The sequence below is a fragment of the Paraburkholderia sp. CI3 genome (assembly GCF_050436505.1).
Lineage (GTDB): Bacteria > Pseudomonadota > Gammaproteobacteria > Burkholderiales > Burkholderiaceae > Paraburkholderia > Paraburkholderia tuberum.
In genome coordinates, this window is record NZ_JBNDMI010000003.1 from 739,434 (window position 1) to 756,248 (window position 16,815).

At 61.7% G+C, this 16,815-nt stretch carries 14 protein-coding genes and 2 pseudogenes; 10 read left to right on the top strand and 6 right to left on the bottom strand.

Annotated elements, in window-relative coordinates:
* Window positions 1–64: 64 nt before the first annotated feature.
* A complete protein-coding gene (locus tag OKW29_RS12160) occupies window positions 65–790 on the bottom strand; it encodes a DUF7713 domain-containing protein (RefSeq protein WP_429291211.1) in 726 nt (241 codons plus the stop codon).
* Between the two features lie 277 nt (window positions 791–1,067).
* On the opposite strand from OKW29_RS12160, the gene OKW29_RS12165 reads away from it, so the two are divergent.
* The 4 genes from OKW29_RS12165 (at window position 1,068) to OKW29_RS12180 (ending at window position 4,734) form a co-directional block, all read left to right on the top strand.
* Window positions 1,068–2,846: a Rieske 2Fe-2S domain-containing protein gene (locus OKW29_RS12165; protein ID WP_429291212.1), complete on the top strand. Its 1,779-nt coding sequence runs from the start codon at window positions 1,068–1,070 to the stop codon at window positions 2,844–2,846.
* Between the two features lie 210 nt (window positions 2,847–3,056).
* The gene (locus OKW29_RS12170) at window positions 3,057–3,794 is read left to right on the top strand and encodes an IS6 family transposase (protein ID WP_429291213.1); all 738 of its coding nucleotides are present in this window, start codon (window positions 3,057–3,059) and stop codon (window positions 3,792–3,794) included.
* 84 nt (window positions 3,795–3,878) lie between these two features.
* Complete coding sequence (locus tag OKW29_RS12175; protein ID WP_429291214.1) at window positions 3,879–4,064, top strand: hypothetical protein; 186 nt, start codon at window positions 3,879–3,881, stop codon at window positions 4,062–4,064.
* Between the two features lie 304 nt (window positions 4,065–4,368).
* Window positions 4,369–4,734, top strand: coding sequence for a hypothetical protein (locus OKW29_RS12180; RefSeq protein ID WP_429291215.1), 366 nt, complete (start codon window positions 4,369–4,371; stop codon window positions 4,732–4,734).
* Between the two features lie 123 nt (window positions 4,735–4,857).
* Here the strand turns inward: OKW29_RS12180 and OKW29_RS12185 are convergent, their stop codons facing one another.
* Window positions 4,858–5,880 (bottom strand): hypothetical protein, encoded by a 1,023-nt coding sequence (locus OKW29_RS12185; protein WP_429291216.1) that lies wholly within the window; start codon window positions 5,878–5,880, stop codon window positions 4,858–4,860.
* A gap of 22 nt (window positions 5,881–5,902) precedes the next feature.
* The gene (locus OKW29_RS12190) at window positions 5,903–8,581 is read right to left on the bottom strand and encodes a DEAD/DEAH box helicase (RefSeq protein ID WP_429291217.1); all 2,679 of its coding nucleotides are present in this window, start codon (window positions 8,579–8,581) and stop codon (window positions 5,903–5,905) included.
* A gap of 473 nt (window positions 8,582–9,054) precedes the next feature.
* Between OKW29_RS12190 and OKW29_RS12195 the strand changes: the two are divergent.
* Both OKW29_RS12195 and OKW29_RS12200 read left to right on the top strand, forming a co-directional pair.
* Window positions 9,055–9,144: pseudogene (locus tag OKW29_RS12195) on the top strand (IS5/IS1182 family transposase); the annotation flags it as partial.
* Window positions 9,145–9,327: 183 nt separating this feature from the next.
* Window positions 9,328–9,846 carry a Dps family protein gene (locus OKW29_RS12200; RefSeq protein WP_429291218.1) on the top strand — a complete coding sequence of 173 codons (519 nt, stop codon included), beginning with the start codon at window positions 9,328–9,330 and terminating at the stop codon, window positions 9,844–9,846.
* 19 nt (window positions 9,847–9,865) lie between these two features.
* Here the strand turns inward: OKW29_RS12200 and OKW29_RS12205 are convergent, their stop codons facing one another.
* Window positions 9,866–10,786, bottom strand: a complete 921-nt coding sequence (locus OKW29_RS12205; RefSeq protein WP_429291219.1) for a LysR family transcriptional regulator — start codon at window positions 10,784–10,786, stop codon at window positions 9,866–9,868.
* Between the two features lie 119 nt (window positions 10,787–10,905).
* Here OKW29_RS12205 and OKW29_RS12210 point away from each other — a divergent pair, with 119 nt between their 5' ends.
* The 3 genes from OKW29_RS12210 to OKW29_RS12220 are packed head-to-tail and all read left to right on the top strand — an operon-like array spanning window position 10,906 to window position 13,978.
* On the top strand, window positions 10,906–11,559 hold the full coding sequence (locus OKW29_RS12210) for a DsbA family oxidoreductase (protein WP_429291220.1): 654 nt from the start codon (window positions 10,906–10,908) through the stop codon (window positions 11,557–11,559).
* The gene (locus OKW29_RS12215; protein WP_429291221.1) at window positions 11,556–12,704 is read left to right on the top strand and encodes an FAD binding domain-containing protein; all 1,149 of its coding nucleotides are present in this window, start codon (window positions 11,556–11,558) and stop codon (window positions 12,702–12,704) included. Before OKW29_RS12210 ends, OKW29_RS12215 begins: the two co-directional genes overlap by 4 nt.
* Window positions 12,705–12,763: 59 nt before the next feature.
* Window positions 12,764–13,978, top strand: a complete 1,215-nt coding sequence (locus OKW29_RS12220; RefSeq protein ID WP_429291222.1) for an MFS transporter — start codon at window positions 12,764–12,766, stop codon at window positions 13,976–13,978.
* Between the two features lie 411 nt (window positions 13,979–14,389).
* Here OKW29_RS12220 and OKW29_RS12225 read toward each other — a convergent pair whose 3' ends face one another.
* Complete coding sequence (locus tag OKW29_RS12225; protein WP_429291223.1) at window positions 14,390–14,959, bottom strand: transposase; 570 nt, start codon at window positions 14,957–14,959, stop codon at window positions 14,390–14,392.
* A 443-nt stretch (window positions 14,960–15,402) separates the two neighbouring features.
* On the opposite strand from OKW29_RS12225, the gene OKW29_RS12230 reads away from it, so the two are divergent.
* Window positions 15,403–16,188, top strand: coding sequence for a thioesterase II family protein (locus tag OKW29_RS12230; RefSeq protein WP_429291224.1), 786 nt, complete (start codon window positions 15,403–15,405; stop codon window positions 16,186–16,188).
* On the opposite strand, the pseudogene OKW29_RS12235 reads toward OKW29_RS12230, so the two are convergent.
* Window positions 16,179–16,787: pseudogene (locus OKW29_RS12235) on the bottom strand (DDE-type integrase/transposase/recombinase); the annotation flags it as partial. The gene OKW29_RS12230 and the pseudogene OKW29_RS12235 overlap by 10 nt on opposite strands.
* Window positions 16,788–16,815 lie beyond the last annotated feature (28 nt).

The following is a 16,815-nucleotide window of genomic DNA, read 5'->3' on the forward strand; positions in this document are numbered from 1 at the left end:
CAGCAGGCTGCAGGGGCATGGCATGTAATCGCCCGAAATTTTTTCGAGTTTCAAAAGCTCCGGTTCATCCCAGGATACCGCGGGCGGGCACTTCCCGCGAGACGGTCGATGCGGATATACGCAAGTTGCGACGTGCCGGTCCCGACGCAGGGTCTCTCGTTCGAGCCTTCAACAAGTGGGAATCAGGCAAGGGTCGATCAGACTCGGCTTCATCGCTCGGATCGATCAGTTCCGTCCGGAACTGCCACCCTTCGCACATCATTAACATCTCCCCAAAATCGCTCCAGTCGATCCGTCTGCCATCAATGACCACACATGGCAGGCGGCCGTCCTCGCTTTCGTCCCACTCGAACCGTCCGCGGACCGTCGTTCCGGCTATCTCAAGCTGACCCGCACGCTCGACCACGTGCCTGACGGCGAGACCGCGCCTGATCTTCTGCACCAGGTGGCCCAACAGCTCGAACGGGTCCGTCCGCGGATCGCCCAGAAGCTGGAAGCGGAAGCCCCCGCAGTCTTCGTCACCGCAGGCCAGTTCGAACGCCTCCCGTGAAAGCTGATCGCCGAATAGCAGGCTGCGGAAATGAAACTCGTGAACGACACCATCTGCATCGGGCAGGCGCACGGGTGTGAATTCCGGATGTTCGAATGCGTCGACATCCGCAAGATGGGCCATTTCGGTGTTGAAACAGCGGCTGCGGAGCAACCGGAAGGTGCCATCCGGTGACGCGACGCTGACAACGTCGTGCGGTGACGTGGCTGCGCCGCACTGGGCAAACGTGACATCGGTCATCGGCATTCCTTTGGCTGCAATTACTGGACGGCAAGCATTGTCCAATCTTCAATAATGGGATTTCCGTTGACGCGCGCCCTACCCAACGGCTGGCCGCCAGGCACTCAAGCCAGTATCGCGGTACTTGATAAGCTTACATTCGCTCCGGCTCTGGAAACGCAGCGTTCGCATCCCGGTCCCACGCACGTCGCGGCGTTTTGCCCGGAGTATGCTTGTTTTTGCACGCGAACGCGCGTACCTGTGACGCCCGTGCAAGGAGGAATGCCGGAGGCCGAATATGGATGCACCCGATGACGGATTCGTGCTCGTGGGAAGCCTTGAAGAGCTGCGAGCGAAGGGGCGGCGCATTGTGCAGGGCGGCCATGGTCCCATCCTCGTTATCCATGAGCGCGGGCGCGTCTTCGCCATCGACAATCGTTGCCCCCATATGGGCTTCCCCCTCGAGCGAGGCACTGTTGAAGACGGAATCCTCACCTGTCACTGGCACCACGCCCGCTTCGATCTGGAAAGTGGCTGCACGTTCGACCTCTGGGCCGACGACGTACCGGCCTGCGCGGTCGAGGTCCGCAATGGCGACGTTTGGGTGGCGACCACGTTTGGATACTCCGATCCTGCAACGCACTGGCATCAGCGCCTTGCGGACGGGCTCGCACACGACCTCGCACTCGTCATCGCCAAAGCCGTGCAGGGTCAGCTCGCGGCCGGCGTCCCCGTGGCCGATATTGTGCGGCAGGTCGCGCTGTTCGGCGCGCAGAACCGTGACGGCTGGGGCGTCGGTCTCACGATACTGACGACGCTCGCCAACCTGTTGTCCGTACTGCCAGCTGACGATGCCTATCTCGCCCTCTTTCACGGCGCGCGCCATGTGGCGGCGGACTGCAACGGCGAAGCACCGCGGCGGGAGCGCGCACCACTGGGAAGTCGGCCGGAGCCCGCCGCGCTCAGGCGCTGGCTGCGTCTCTGGACCAACGTGCGCCATCGCGAGGCGGCCGAGCGCACGCTGTTGACGGCGATTGCCGCCGGTCTTTCACCGGCCGTGCTCGCCGATGCCCTGCTGTCCGCCGGGACCGAGCGGGCTTTTGCCGACACCGGTCATCTGCTCGACTTCATCAACAAGGCGTTCGAGTGCCTTGACCTGATCGGCTGGCAGAACGCGTCAGCCTTGCTGCCCACTGTGGTCGCCCAGATGGTGAGCGCCCGTGGCGCCGAGGAGTCGACCGCCTGGCGCCAGCCCGTTGATCTTGTCGCGCTGTGCGACGAAGCAGCCAGCCAGATGTCACGCCTTTTCGCTGCCGGGCGCGCTCTGCAAGGCTGGTCGCAGCACGCCGCGCTCGCCCGGGAACTGCTTGAAGACGATCCGGCGAAGATCATTGACGCGCTGAAGGCGGCGATTCTCGCAGGCGCCGCTCCGGCTGACCTGGGACAATCCCTCGCGTATGGAGCGGCGCTTCGCGTGGCCCGCTTCGGCGATGCCAACGAGCACGCCGACTGGGAGACCGCGCATCACGTTTTTACCCATGCCAACGCGCTCCACCAGATGCTCAGGCGCCTTGGGTCCGCGGGTATCGACAGTGACGCGCCCGCTCGCGGCATCTTGCACGCCGCCATGGCGCTCTACCTTGCGCGGTATCTGAATGTGCCACCGGCCCGAATCCCGGGCGACGGCAACGATCCGCTAGACGACCTTCCTGCCGATGAAGGGACGATCCGGACCGCCCTGCTCGACGCCTTCGACCGGCAGCGACAGGTCGATCTCGCGGCGAGGCTCGTAGCGCGCCATCTCACGCTTGGCCATTCGCCGCAGGCACTGATCGCCACACTTGCGGTTGCGGTACTGCGCGAAGACGCGGGCTTTCATGCCTATCAGATGCTGGAGGCCGGCGTCCGCCAGTTTGCTGCATGGGGCAATACTGCCGAGGGACGGCACGTTCTCATTGCGGTCGCCCGCTATCTCGCGGCCCATTCACCGACCGAACGCGCAACGCTGCAAACGGCCGACATCGCGCAGCGCCTGATGAGGGGCGGAGAAATACATCAGGTAGCTGGAGCAGCGTAACGCGTGACGCTAACCGTCCTGGCTTTCGCATGGGCTCGTCCATCGGCAGTGTCTGCTACGCGTCGTCGGGCAGATCTGGCCGAAGCCCGGCTTCAATCTGGTCGATTGACGGCAGCTTCGTTCGCCATGATTCTGGCACCTGCCGAAGCAGCTGGTACTCGGCCACCCGGCGTTGTCACGTTCGCGGGGCCGGTCGACTAAGACGTCGTGATGAAGAAGACGAAATCGCTCTATCACGGTCACCGGTTCCCGGCGTCAATCATCAGCCACGCCGTTCGGTGGTACGTTCGCTTCCAGCTCAGCCTGCGCGACATCGAGCAATTGCTGTTCGAGCGTGGCGTGGTCGTCAGCCATGAATCGATCCGCAGGTGGGTCGATAACTTCGGCGCCGGCTTCGCGCATCGCGTCAAGGCTGCGCGGCGCCAGCCGGGCAGCACCTGGCATCTTGACGAGGTGTTCGTGACATTACGCGGCGAGCCTTATGTGCTGTGGCGCGCGGTCGACCAGCACGGCATCGAACTCGACATCCTCCTGCAAAAGCGCCGCGACAAGGCTGCGGCCAAACGCTTCTTCAAACGCGTACTGGCGGCCTGTCACAAGGTGCCGAAAAAAATCGTGACCGACCAGTTGCGCAGCTACCCTGCGGCAAAGGCCGAAATCCCGGAACTCGCGAACATAAAGCATGTGTTCGTCAAGGCGGCTGCCCGCGTCAACAACCGTGCAGAGAACAGCCATCAGCCGACGAGTGAACGCGAGCGACGCATGAGAGGGTTCCGGCTACCCGAACGCACGCAGGTCTTCCTCTCGTGCTTCGGACCCATCCGGCAACACTTTGCGCTCAAGCGTCATTTGCTGCGCGCTTCGTTTTATCGCAAGCAGCTCGCCGCGCGGTTTGTCGCATGGCGCGAATTCACCGAGACTGCCCAGAATCCGTCTGCAGTCTTCTGAGTGATTGACTCACCTGCCCATGATTCGCCGGGTGATCGGTAATGTGACAACGCCCTGGCGACCGTCGCGCTCGGTGTGGTGATCGTGACCGGCATCTATAACGCGATGCGGAATACGGCTCACCGCGGCGCGCCGTTGTTTAGCGTGCTGTATGGCCAGATGCTGACGCTCAAACTCGCGTTCGTCACGCTGGCCGTGGGAGCGCTTGCAATGGTCGCTGTGCTGATGTTGGCCGCTGTGCTCGGGCACACTTCGCCTTTGAGCAGCTAAGGGGATTGGCCGGCCGGGATCAAGGGTGCAAATGAGCATTCCCGGCGACCGTCCCATGTCGGAGCGAGAAGGGATGGCCGCAGGTGCGGTCTGAGTGACACCTACTGGCCGGTTACTGCCCCAGATGAGGGGTGGGCGCCGGTCAATCTGAGGTAACTCAAAGAAGCTGGGGCGATCGAGTCAGACGGCCGCCCGCTGTCATGCGCCATGCTATCGTTGCTGGTGCTTGACCTCCTCGTCGGAAAAAGTTCATCGCGGCGCGATGATTGTGCGTTGTGACTGCGGAAATCATAGACCGAAGATTATGGAAACTGTCGCGTTTATCTCGACTGAGTACAGGGACGACTTGATTGTGTCCTTTGCGGTCATCGCCCCCGCGGATGCGACTGAGATCGAAAGCCTTACCCTTCTGCGCACGCCGAAATACGAACACCTGCTGGGAGATTGGGAGCGAGGGGTGACAGTTTCGTTTGAACGGTACGTGGAAGACGAGGAGGAATTGCTGGAGGAACTCCACCTTGACAGAAAATCAGCCGTAGTGCGCCTGACAACCAGCCTGCGGAACTATGATCTGGATATTCGAAAGGTCGACGAGCGAGAGGTCAAGGCGATGCGGGAGGTGCTCATCCAGATGAACTATGATGGTCGGATTCGGCTATTGGGCGTCTAACGAGTTATGAGATCAGGTCAGCTGACGCGATGACGATGCGCAGTCGTAGATGCATCGATGAAAAGAATTTCATTCATCGACGTCAATCGCTTCGCGCGTAGCCATGCGAGATGGAATCCGAGTTTAGCGGGACGTACCTTTCACCGGTCTAGTAATGGCGCGTTTCCTTGTTGCAGCCTCTTTCGGGGTTGCAGGCGAGTTCGCCACGTTTGCTTTACCGGCAACGATGTTGCCCGATGTTGATTTACGTGGCCCAGCGGATGGCTTGACTGGTAACTTCTTTGTTACCGATTTATTGTCCTCTGCGGTCTTTGCGTTCGCCGGTGGCTTGCGGGTTGTCGAGACAGCCGACCTGGTCGCCTTCCTTGCTGTCACCTTACCTGCCGGTGGCTTGTTACGTCCGGCAACAGGCTTCGGCGGTGAGTAGGCGTCGGCCATCTCGATGCCAAACACATCGGCCACCAGCGCGTCGTCGAGCACCTTGCTGGTAGCGGGTCGTTTTGTGGATTTGGGCAGGCCAGCGCCGGCCTGCCTGACGAGATCATTGGCATTGACGCGGCGCAAGGCGAAGAGCAATTCCGGCTGTTGGTCGAGCCGCGCGCCGACGCCGTAGAGTACGGCAGCTACGTGCTTGCACATCGACGCCCAGTCCGGGCAACTGCAATTGAACCTGATTTCCTTCGGCACTGGGAAAAGACCCGTTCCGGGTTTGCAGATGCGCTCCATCACGGCAGTCGAGAATTTGCCCTGCAGCAGTTCTACCATCGAATCGATCGACCCCGAGCAGTCGGCACCAATTGTTCGCCATTGCTTTGCCGGACACGCCGTCACGCTCACGCCGACCGTGTAGAGGCTCGAACCCATTACCTGCGCTCGCACTTCGCCTGCCGTAATCTGGAGGTCAATCACGGAACCGTTGCGCACATAGGTACGGCCGCGCGGCAGGCGGTTGGCATAGTCGCTATAGCCTTCCAGATTGTCACACCAGGCCTTGCCCCAGAAGGTCCTGGCGATGGCGCCTCGATACGACGCGATTGGCGACAGGACCGCACCAGCCTTCCTAGCCTTCGCGGCGGCCCGTTCAGCCTTTTTTCTGCGCTCGGCGACCGAGACATAGGGCTTCCATCCCCCATAACCGTAACCCATTGCGCTTCCTCTCTCCTGACGATCAGTTTTCTTGCGCGGCATAAACGTCGAGCTTCACGAGATCGAGCAATTCACGATCGCTCATCTCGGTGAGCAGCAGTTCCGCGCCGCCCTCCAGCACATCCTTCACCAATTGCTGCTTCACTTCGATCAACTGGTCGATACGGTCCTCGATCGTGCCACGGCAGATAAACTTATGCACCAGGACGTTCCTCTGCTGGCCGATACGAAACGCACGGTCAGTCGCCTGATTTTCCACGGCCGGGTTCCACCAGCGGTCGTAGTGGATCACATGCGAAGCAGCGGTGAGATTCAATCCCGCCCCACCGGCCTTGAGCGAGAGCACGAAGAAGGGCGTCAACTCATCGTCCTGGAATCGCTTGACCAGCTCCCGGCGCCGGGCCACGGGGGTGCCGCCATGGAGCACCAGACCTTCGCGGCCAAAGATCGAACCCAGAAATGCCGCCAGCGGCTCAGTGGTCTCGCGGAACTGGGTGAATACCAGCACCTTTTCCTGCTTGGCGGCAATGACTTCGGCCAGTTGGCGCAGGCGGGCGAACTTGCCGCTGTCTTCCGCCTTCCAGGCCGCGTCACCCAACCACTGCGACGGATGGTTGCATATCTGTTTGAAGCGCATGAGGAAGCTCAGCACCACACCTTTGCGACCGATGCCTTCGGCGTCCTCAAGCGCGGCGGCCAGATCCTTCACCGCACGCTGGTAAAGCGCCGCCTGGGTCGGGCTCAGGTGGCACCAGGCCTTGAGCTCGGTCTTGTCCGGAAGGTCGTCGATTACCCGCTTGTCGGTCTTCAGGCGGCGCAGGATGTAGGGCCGTACGAGCGTTCGCAGCGGGCCGAAGTGCTCGGCCTTCGCCAGCCGCCTGGTAAAGTTGGCAAAGACCTTGTCCGAGCCCAGCAAACCGGGGTGGGTAAAATCGAAAATGGACCACAGGTCGGACAGGCGGTTTTCCACGGGGGTGCCAGTCAGCGCGATGCGCGATTGTGCCTGGAGTTGCTTGACCTGTCGCGTTTGCTTGGCGCCCGGATTCTTGATCGCCTGTGCTTCATCAACGATGGCAAGGCGCCATTGGATGGTCCCCAGTACCGGCTGGCGAAGCAGCGAGCCAAAACTGGTGATGACGAGATCGATGTCCGCAAGCCGCGCGGCGTCCAGCGCACGCAAATCGGCCGCCGGCATGACCGACGGATGGGCGATCAGCAGGCGCAAGCCCGGGGCGAAGCGCTCGGCCTCTGCCGCCCAGTTGGCCAGCAGCGATGCGGGGGCGACCAGCAGGCTGGGCCGCACCTCGGTGCTTTCACGCTTCAGCACGAGCAGCAGCGAGAGCACCTGCATGGTCTTGCCCAGGCCCATATCGTCCGCCAGGCAAGCGCCCAGTCCGAGCCGGGTGAGCAGGTACAACCACCGCACGCCGGCCCGTTGGTAGGGCCGCAGGTTCGCCTTGAGTTCCGGTCCCGGACTGATCTGCGCCAACCCCTCCGGCTGACGCAATTCCTGCAGCATGTCGGCCAGCCAGGGCCCTGCAACAAGCTGCGACCAGTCGAGGTCAGCGGGGTCGGCGTTATCGTCGAGCGAAACACCCGCCAGAAGGCGTAGGGCCTCATTAAAGGGCAGACCGGTTTGTGCCGCCTTTTCCATGGCCTCGAATCGCTTCAGGAGGCGACTGAGCTTTTTCTTGTCCACCTCGACCCAGCGACCACGGATGAGTTGCAAGCCATCGGCGCCTTTGAGCAGATCCCTGACCTCGGAGGCGCTGAGATGCTCGCCGTCGAGGGAGACCTCCATGCTGAAATCGAGCAACGCATCCTTGCCCAGGAGCGAAGGCGGTCGTGCTCCGACGCTGGCTTTCACAACGGGGCGAACAGGGCGGCCCGCCTGCCAGACGCCTGGCGTGCGTACGACAATCCCGGCGGCTTCCAGTTGGGACAGGTCCGAGAGAAAGCGATGGGCGTCAAGCGGCGTCCAGCGCAGCGGATGGTATATCTCGCCGGTATCCACCATTTCGCGAAGCCAATCGCAGTGTTCCGCGGCGCGCTGCACCGGCAGCAGTAATGACAGGAGCTGCGCCTTGCTCCTGGCTCCCGAAAATTCCGCCAGGGCTTGCGACAGTGGCTGGTGTTGCGCTTTGCCATGGGCCGACAGGCGCGAGGTGTAAGTCGCAAGGAAGGCGAACGGTGACTCCGTGTCCTTGCGGTTCTCAGCGAGGTTGAAATGCACACGGCCGACCAGATTCCAGGCCGGGTGGCGCAACTTGAGGAAATCCTGAAGCGAGACCATTGCGGTCGCCAGTTCCTGGTGCAAGGCAGTATCGATCTCGCCCCACAGCGTGGCTAGCACATCTGGCGTTAGATACTCCCCGCCCGTCATCGGCGGCGCATCGGCAATCAGGGCATCGAAGTCCTTGGCAGCGGGCGTGACGACCGCAATCTCGCCGCCCTCGGGTGTGGCGCACAAGGCGGTGACATAGCGCGCGGCAAAATCTCGCCACCAGGCCCAGGCGGGCGGCAAAATGCGGCCGATTTCCGCCGTTCCCAGATGCAGCAGGCCATGTCCTGCGCCAAGCGCAAAAGAACTGCCTAGCCGCGGTCGTATTTCATCCGCCAATAGCGGCGCGTCGTCCTCTGGAACTGCAAGCAGGTGACCACCGGGCGTCAGGTGTGGCGCGAGAATGTCGGAAGCAGTCAAAAACGCCCGTCCTCATGGCACTGTTGCAACAAGCGCTGAAGCGGCCTGTTTTCACGGAAAGCGGCCTCGGAATCAACCGGCAGGCCCGCCGGCCCAGTGCGAACTGGGCGAAGTTCCGTCTGCGCCTGGTTCGCCGGGATTGTGGGGTGGGCCAAGCGTCCGGGGTATGCCTGGTCGCTGCGTTGAGCATGTCTTGTGAACTGTCTTTTCATCTGCTGTAGGACAACCTGATTGCTACGTATCAACTCACGGAAGCTCGCCCCAGCTCTGCCACTGGCTGACCGATCTTCAACCTTCACGGCGGTCCCCGTGAATTTTCGAATCCGGCCAGGAGAAACAGGGCTCACGATGAAAGGGTACCAAAACCTGACTCATACGAGATGGGATGCCGATGGCGCTCCCACCCGCCCGCCGAAAATCAGTTGCGCTTGTTACAAACGACCAAATGGAAGAGTGTCCTGTTGAATCCGCCTCGTCGAGCGGACATTCACGAAGCATTCTTGAAATTCGGCTGCGCCCTCGTCTGCTGGAACAGCTTAAGGCGTGCGGAGCAGCCTTTTTGAACTGGCATCTAAATAAGATTGTTCTGAAAGAGAGTCGCGGCTGATCGCGACGCGGTCCGTCTTTATCGCCGGCTCAGAACATTTCATATTTTCTGCAGGACTTTATGTGCGTGCCATTTCACACTTCAGCTGCCGGATTCAGGACCGGCCGTCGAATCGATCGACACTTCAAAAGGAACCGCCATGAAAGACGCACTGAGCGCGGCCGCGCATCGCGCCGCGCCACTCAAGACACCGACACGCCTCGGCGAAGACGCGACGCGCGACATCGCTGTCGCGTTGACCACCCTGCTTGCCGACGTGTTCGCGCTCTATCTGAAGACTAAGAACTTCCACTGGCATATGTCGGGACCGTACTTCCGCGACTATCACCTGCTGCTCGACGATCAGTCCGATCAGATCTACGCCACCACCGATCCGATCGCGGAACGCGCGCGCAAGATTGGCGGCAATACGCTGCGCTCGGCGGGCCAGATAACGAAGCTGCAACGGATCCTCGATAACGATGCGGACTTCGTGACGCCCAGCGACATGCTCGCGGAATTGCGCGAGGACAATCTGGCGCTGGCGGGCTATATGCGCGAAACGCATTCGCTGTGCGACGAGTACGGCGACGTCGCCACGGTGGGCCTACTGGAAAACTGGATCGACGAAGCGGAGCAGCGCGTGTGGTTCCTGTTCGAATCGGGACGCCATTCGTAACAGCGCCGCGAGCGGCGCTTCAGCCTTCCAGCGAAGAGCGAAGCCGCGCTTCGAGAAACTGCAGGAACGCGCGCACCTTGCTGGAATGGCGACGATTGGGCAAATACGCCGCGTAGACCACCGCGTCGCCATTGTGCGGAGTTGCCTCGAACTGCTCGAACAGCCGCAACAGACGTCCCGCGCGAATCTCCGCGGCGACGAGCCATTCAGGCAGCAATGCCATGCCCCGTCCGGCGATAACAGCTTCCAGCAGGATGTCGAGACTGTTCGACAGCAGATGCCCGCGCACTTCGACTCGTTCTTCCGCGCCGTCGCGGCGGAAGGTCCAGACCCGGCGTGTGCGGTAGCCGCCGCCATACGCCACGCGCAGGCATTCGTGCGTATCGAGTGCTTGCGGCGTGGGCGGTGTGCCGCTGCGTTCGAGGTAGTCGTGACTCGCGACGACATAGCGCGGATTGTCCGCCAGCTTTCTGATGACCAGGTTCGCGTCGCGATCGGGCAGGCCGATTCGAATCGCGACGTCGATCCTGTCGAGTGCGAGATCGGCGTAGTGATCGGCAACCACTACGTCGAGAAACACGCGCGGATGCTCCGCGAGAAAGGCAGCGAGATGTGGCGCGAGCCGCAGACGGCTGAACGCGGACGGCACCGCGATGCGCAGCGCGCCGACCGGCGACGCGCCGCTGTCGAACACGCTTTCGTCCGCCTCGGCCAGATCGTCGAGCACCTTGCCGACCTGCTCGACATACGCAATGCCTGCGTCGGTGAGGCTGACCTTTCTCGGCGTGCGGGTCAGCAGCGCCGTACCGAGCGAAGCCTCGAGCGCGTCCATCAGACGCGTGACCGACGAGGGGGCGACGCCCAGGCGCTGCGCGGCCTTCGAAAAGCCGCCGGCGTCGGCCACTTCGAGCAATGTGTTCAAGGCGAGGTGTTTGTCCATGTACGGCCTCAACGGGAGGTTGATTGCGCCACACGCAACGCGGGATTGCATTTTAGCCACATTCCGCGAACGACACGCAACGAATAAGCTGTCCTCGTTACTTAGCGAAGGGGTGCAACATGCAAACCATTCAGGTCGAGGTCCATTACGACTTCATTTGTCCGTGGTGCTGGATCGGCCAACGGAATCTCGCCGCGGCGCTCGCGGAATCCGGCGCCAATGCGGCTGTTTCGATCCGTTACGTGCCGTTCGAATTGAATCCGGCGATGCCTGTCGAAGGCATGGACCGGCGCAGCTATCGCACGCGCAAATTCGGCAGTTGGGCGCGCTCGCAAGGCCTCGATGCGCAGGTCACCGCAGCCGGTCTCGCGGCAGGCGCCCAGTTCAATTACGACAAGGTGCTGCGCACGCCGAATACGCGGCTTGCGCATCGTCTGATGCAGTTCGCGCAAGCGCGCAATCAGCCCCGGCAGGCCGCCGCGCTGTATCAAGCCATCTATGCCGCCTACTTTTCGGAAGGCCGCGACATCGGTTCGCTGGACACGCTGGTCGATATCGCCGCCGAACACGCCTTCGATGCCGGCGAAACCCGCACTTATCTGCGTTCCGCCTCCGGCGCTCGGCAAATCGAGGCGGCGCGCGACGAAGCGGACCGCCGGGGCATTCATTCGGTGCCGACGATTGCCATTGCCGGCGAAGTCATCAGCGGCGCGCAACCGCCCGCCGTATTCGCTCACGCATTACGGGCGGCGACGCAACGGAGCGCGGCATGAGCGCACTCGGCAAACCGCGCGCCGTGGTGATCGGCGGCTCACTCGGCGGACTGTTCTCAGCCACCACCCTACGCGCGGCCGGGTGGGACGTGGACGTGTTCGAAACCTCGCCGAAGCAGCTCGATAGCCGCGGCGGCGGCATCGTGCTGCAACCGGACGTGCTGGACGCGCTGCAGTTCGCAGGCGTCGCCCTGCCCGATCCGCCGGGCGTGGCATCGGGCGAACGCCTCTATCTCGATCGCGAGGACAAGCGCGTCGAGCAGCTGTTCATGCCGCAAGTGCAAACTTCATGGAGCCTGCTGTACAGCGCCATGAGAAACGCGCTGCCCGCGAAGCATCTGCATACCGGCGAGACCTTTAGCGACTTTCGCATGGACGGCGAGCAAGTCGTCGCTCGCTTCGCATGCGGCCGCAGCGAGCCCGCCGATCTGCTGATCGGCGCGGACGGCATCCGCTCGACGCTCAGGCGCCGCCTGTTGCCCGAGATCGTGCCGGCCTATGCGGGCTATGTGGCATGGCGCGGACTGGTCGCGGAACCCGATTTGCCGCTCTTCGCGGCGGACACGTTGCGCGAGCGCTTCACGTTCCAGCAGGGCGACGAACACTCGGCACTCGCCTATCTGATTCCCGGCGAAAACGACTCGACCGTGCCCGGCGAGCGTCGCTGGAATTGGGTCTGGTATCGCAAGTACAACCGCGATCAGCTCAACGCGCTGCTGGTCGACCGTCACGGCGCGGCGCGTGCGTTCTCGCTGCCGCCGGGCACGACCAAGCGCGCCGATGTCGGGCAGTTGCGGCTCGATGCGAAAGCCTTGCTCGGGCCGACGTTTCGCGCGCTGGTCGATGCAACCGACGACCCGTTCATGCAGCCGATCGTCGACCTACGCGCACCGAAGATGGTGTTCGGACGCGTGGTGTTGATCGGCGACGCGGCATCGGTGCCGCGTCCGCATACGGCCGGCAGCACCGCCAAGGCGGCGGCCAACGCACATGCGCTCGCGCTTGCGCTGTCGGGCGCCGGGCAGGCCGACACGAGCATCGATTTGTTGCTCAAGCGTTGGGAGAGCCAGCAATTGCAACGCGGCAAGCGCATGACCGATCTGGGCATTTCGCTCGGCGACCGTTTGATGAATATCGCCGGTTAGTTCCAAAGCTTTTCCGCTTCTTTTCCGCATTTCCGCTTTTTCATTTTCAGGAGTTACTCATGTCAACCGACGCATCCATCACCGCCGGAAGCCCAGGCCAGACCAAACTGACAGGCGGCCTGGTCGCGCTGTTCGCCTTCTGCTGCGGCGCGATCGTCGCGAATCTCTACTACGCGCAGCCGATCACGGAACTGATCGCGCCGGACATTCACATGTCCGGCGGCACGGCGAGCCTGATCGTCTCGCTCACGCAAATCGGCTACGCGGTCGGGCTGTTCTTTCTCGTGCCGCTCGGCGATCTGCTGGAAAACCGCAAGCTGATGATCACCACCGCGCTGGTGTCGATCGTGAGCCTGGGCGCTGCCGCGTTCGCGCACCAGCCAGGCTGGTTGCTCGGGATTTCGCTGCTGATCGGCTTCAGTTCCGTGGCCGTGCAGATCCTGATTCCGCTCGCCGCCCATCTCGCGCCGGACGAGTCGCGCGGCAAGGTGGTCGGCACCATCATGAGCGGACTGCTGCTCGGCATTCTGCTGGCGCGCCCGATATCCAGCGTGGTGGCCGGGCACTTCGGCTGGCGCGCGGTATTCGGCTCGGCGGCCGTGCTGATGGCGATCGTCACCAGCGTGCTCGCGCTCACTATTCCGCGCCGCCAGCCGGATCACCAAGCCACGTATTTTCAGCTGATCGGCTCGCTCGGTCATCTGGTCCGCACGATGCCGGTGCTACGCCATCGCTCGTTGTATCAGGCGTTGATGTTCGCTTCGTTCAGCCTCTTCTGGACTGCGATTCCGATCGAGTTGACCCGGCAGTTCGGGCTCTCGCAGACCGCGATCGGCATCTTCGCGCTGGTTGGCGCGATCGGCGCGACCTCGGCGCCGGTCGCCGGCCGCCTCGCCGACGCGGGCCTCACGGTGCGCGCGACATTGATCGCGCTGGTGGTGGGCGCGCTCGCCTATACGCCTGCGTTGATCCATCCCGCGTGGGGCGTGATCGGGCAGGTCGCGACCGGCATCGTCCTCGATTTCGCCGTGCAGATGAACATGGTACTGGGACAACGCGAAATCTATGCGTTGCATGCCGCGAGCCGAAACCGTCTGAACGCGCTGTATATGACCAGTATCTTTGTAGGCGGCGCATTCGGCTCGGCGCTGGCCAGTCCGCTCTATGAGCATGGTGGCTGGCCGCTGGTCGCCGGCGTCGCCACCGCCTTCCCGCTCGTCGCGCTCTTTCACTATCTGGCGATCGGCCGTCCGCACGCCGCCCGCCAGGCCTGACGCCATAGGTCTTTATTCAGGAGGCCGGACAGACATCCTCCGGTTTCACAAAAATTCAGCGTGGCGTCAGGAATTCTTGTGCTGTCATCGATATGCTGCTCGGTACTGTCACGCATCTGAACGACGCCAAATCGTTCGCAAAAAGGAACAACCATGTCACCTCTTCTCAGCGCTCACGACCTGCATGCGCTGCGCTTACCGAATCGCGTCCAACTGGTTGCGCGTTTCCGTCCATTGCGAACGGAAGAACTACGATGACCGTTGGTAATCGTGCGAAGCCAGGAACATCGTTGTGAAAAGCGACTGGTATCTCGATATCGGAGTTTGCATTATGATCAGGAATGCGAATGCAACAGGCGTGAGCAATCACGGCGCGTGCCGCAGTCAGTGAAGTGCGAGCCCCGCGCTGGTTCAGCAGTAGTGGCGCAGGTTAATCATCGTATAGGCAAGCGTCTTGAACGCGTAGTGAACGTCACTGATGCGTTCAAAGCGCAGCAGCAGACGGCGGAACTTGTCCTCCCAGGCGAAGACCCGTTCAATGGTCCTGAAGCGCTCCTCGAAGATTGCCGGATCGTAGCGCTGCTTGCGGCCCCGCTTCGGTATTTTGCGTCCGCGCGGATTCTCGGGGATGTTCGGGGTCATGCCGCGATTGAAGATCGCCTTACCGTTGGCCCTGCAGTCGTAAATGCCATCCAGGCTGGCGATTGAACCGTGCAGGTCCGCGCCAATGGCACGGGCCATGGCGGTAAGGCCGGGCAGCGCGTCGCGCAACAGCGGTGATTCGTTGCGGTTGGCGGGAGCGCTGATGAATGGAGCAATGACGTTGCAGTTGCGATCGCACAAGGCCACCACCTTGTCGCCCTTCAGATGCTTGTGCCCGCTATACCCGAGATTGTCGCCGCCTTTCTTCGCCGCCGTCGGGGTGCCGTCGCCGTGGATGACCGAAAGGTCAAGCAGCTGGTCCTGATGAAGTTGCTGCACCGAGCCCGAAAAGATGGCATCGATGCAACCATCGGCCTGCCAGCGACGAAACGTGCGGTAGATGCGCGTATAGTGAATTTCAGGGTGACCTTCTGCATTCCTGTCGATCGGGAAGCATCTTCCATTGGCAACCCATGTACAGTGCCTGCAGGATGTAGTTGAAGATCTTGTGCAAGGCCAGCGTGGGGGGAGGTTCCTGGGGGACCCGACTTCGCCCCCGATTTGGCGCGGTCTCCTATCGACGACTGTGATGCGTGGCTCGACTCCGCCGATCCTGACCCGGCCCGATTGCGCCAGTCCATGACACGGCAGACCCACCCTGTACTAAAGGACGGGGGACGGTTCTTGATGTCGGCGCATATGCTATTGGTTCCGGGCGCTCGGCCACACGGCCAGCGATTCACTTTCCTTACCTTCTCCATCAAAAGGTTGTTCGCAGAATCATGCTCGTCAAGAAAACACCATGGTTGATCCTGCACGAGCCGCGCCCCGAAGCTCGAATCCGATTGTTCTGCTTTCCCTATGCGGGTGGCGGATCTGGACTTTATCGTCGTTGGGCCTTGGACATGCCAGCGCATATCGAAGTCGTCGCCGTCGAACCGCCCGGACGTCAAACGAGATTCTCGGAGCCGCCTCCCGGCGGACTCGGCGAAATAGTCGACGCCTTGACTGACGCCACGGACGCCCTTATAGGAAAGCCATACGCAACGTTTGGCTATAGCCTTGGCAGCATCGTAAGTGTCGAATTTGTGCGCAACATTGTGCAGAAAGGAAAGCCGGCTCCGATACACATGTTCTGTTCGGCGCATAGAGCGCCACATATCGAGCCACGCCAGGATCCAGTCCACATGCTGACCGACCATGAACTCGTCCAGCGTCTTGCGGAATTGGGAGGTACGTCCGAGGAGCTTCTCGCTAGACCAGAATGGTTACGGCCGTTCTTGAAAACGATTCGAGCAGATTTGCGAATTGCTGAGCGCTACTGCACAAGCACACCTTTTGCATTACCTAGCAGGCTTTCTGTCTTCGGAGGGACTCTCGATAAAAATGTCGAAATCGGGTCGCTCCTGGCCTGGGAGACCTACAGTGACGGGCCGTTCAAGCTACGGCTCGTCGAAGGGGGACACTTCTTCATACACACATCGGCAGTAGAAGTGATGTCACATATTCTTACTGACCTCTCCATGGTGCATAATAACGTTCCTGGGATTTGCCCGCCTCACACATGAGTTGATGAATCGGCCCTGCGCCTGAACTCGCGTGGCGAGCGGTACTTCAGCGCGCTATGAGGGTGCTGCTCGTTGTAATGCTCGAACGCGACGGCGAGATTGCGCGCTGCGGTTGCTGCATCTGGCTTTGGCATGAAGGTGACATAATCACGCTTCATCATTTTCACGAAGCTTTCCGCCATGCCTTTACTTTGCGGGCTGCACATGGGTGTGGTCAATGACTTCAAACCAATGTCGGACGCAAAGGTCCTGGTTTTCTCCGCCGTATAACCCGAGCCGTTGTCCGTCAGCCATTCAATTTCAGCCGGTGCCTTCGGGACGTTGCCAAAGCGCTTCTCGACGGCTGCCAGCATGACGTCGCGCACCACATGGCCACTGCGGCCACCAGTTGTCGCTACTCAGATCATCGCCTCACGGTCACAGCAATCCAGAGCAAACGTGACACGCAGCGGCTCACCGTTGTCGCAACGAAACTCGAAGCCGTCCGAGCACCAGCGCTGGTTGCTCTTCGCCACCGCGACCTTGCCATCATATCGGCGCCGCTGCGGGCGTGGTGGGGGGGCTTTGCGCTGTAACAGGAGACCGTGAACGCGCATCATCCAGTGCCAGCATGACAAGACCCGACTA

Bases quoted from the DNA above. Each gene is read 5' to 3' on its own strand.
- OKW29_RS12160 (WP_429291211.1), bottom strand. From the start codon at position 790: ATGACCGATGTCACGTTTGCCCAGTGCGGCGCAGCCACGTCACCGCAC.
- OKW29_RS12165 (WP_429291212.1), top strand. From the start codon at position 1,068: ATGGATGCACCCGATGACGGATTCGTGCTCGTGGGAAGCCTTGAAGAG.
- OKW29_RS12170 (WP_429291213.1), top strand. From the start codon at position 3,057: ATGAAGAAGACGAAATCGCTCTATCACGGTCACCGGTTCCCGGCGTCA.
- OKW29_RS12180 (WP_429291215.1), top strand. From the start codon at position 4,369: ATGGAAACTGTCGCGTTTATCTCGACTGAGTACAGGGACGACTTGATT.
- OKW29_RS12185 (WP_429291216.1), bottom strand. From the start codon at position 5,880: ATGGGTTACGGTTATGGGGGATGGAAGCCCTATGTCTCGGTCGCCGAG.
- OKW29_RS12200 (WP_429291218.1), top strand. From the start codon at position 9,328: ATGAAAGACGCACTGAGCGCGGCCGCGCATCGCGCCGCGCCACTCAAG.
- OKW29_RS12205 (WP_429291219.1), bottom strand. From the start codon at position 10,786: ATGGACAAACACCTCGCCTTGAACACATTGCTCGAAGTGGCCGACGCC.
- OKW29_RS12210 (WP_429291220.1), top strand. From the start codon at position 10,906: ATGCAAACCATTCAGGTCGAGGTCCATTACGACTTCATTTGTCCGTGG.
- OKW29_RS12215 (WP_429291221.1), top strand. From the start codon at position 11,556: ATGAGCGCACTCGGCAAACCGCGCGCCGTGGTGATCGGCGGCTCACTC.
- OKW29_RS12220 (WP_429291222.1), top strand. From the start codon at position 12,764: ATGTCAACCGACGCATCCATCACCGCCGGAAGCCCAGGCCAGACCAAA.
- OKW29_RS12230 (WP_429291224.1), top strand. From the start codon at position 15,403: ATGCTCGTCAAGAAAACACCATGGTTGATCCTGCACGAGCCGCGCCCC.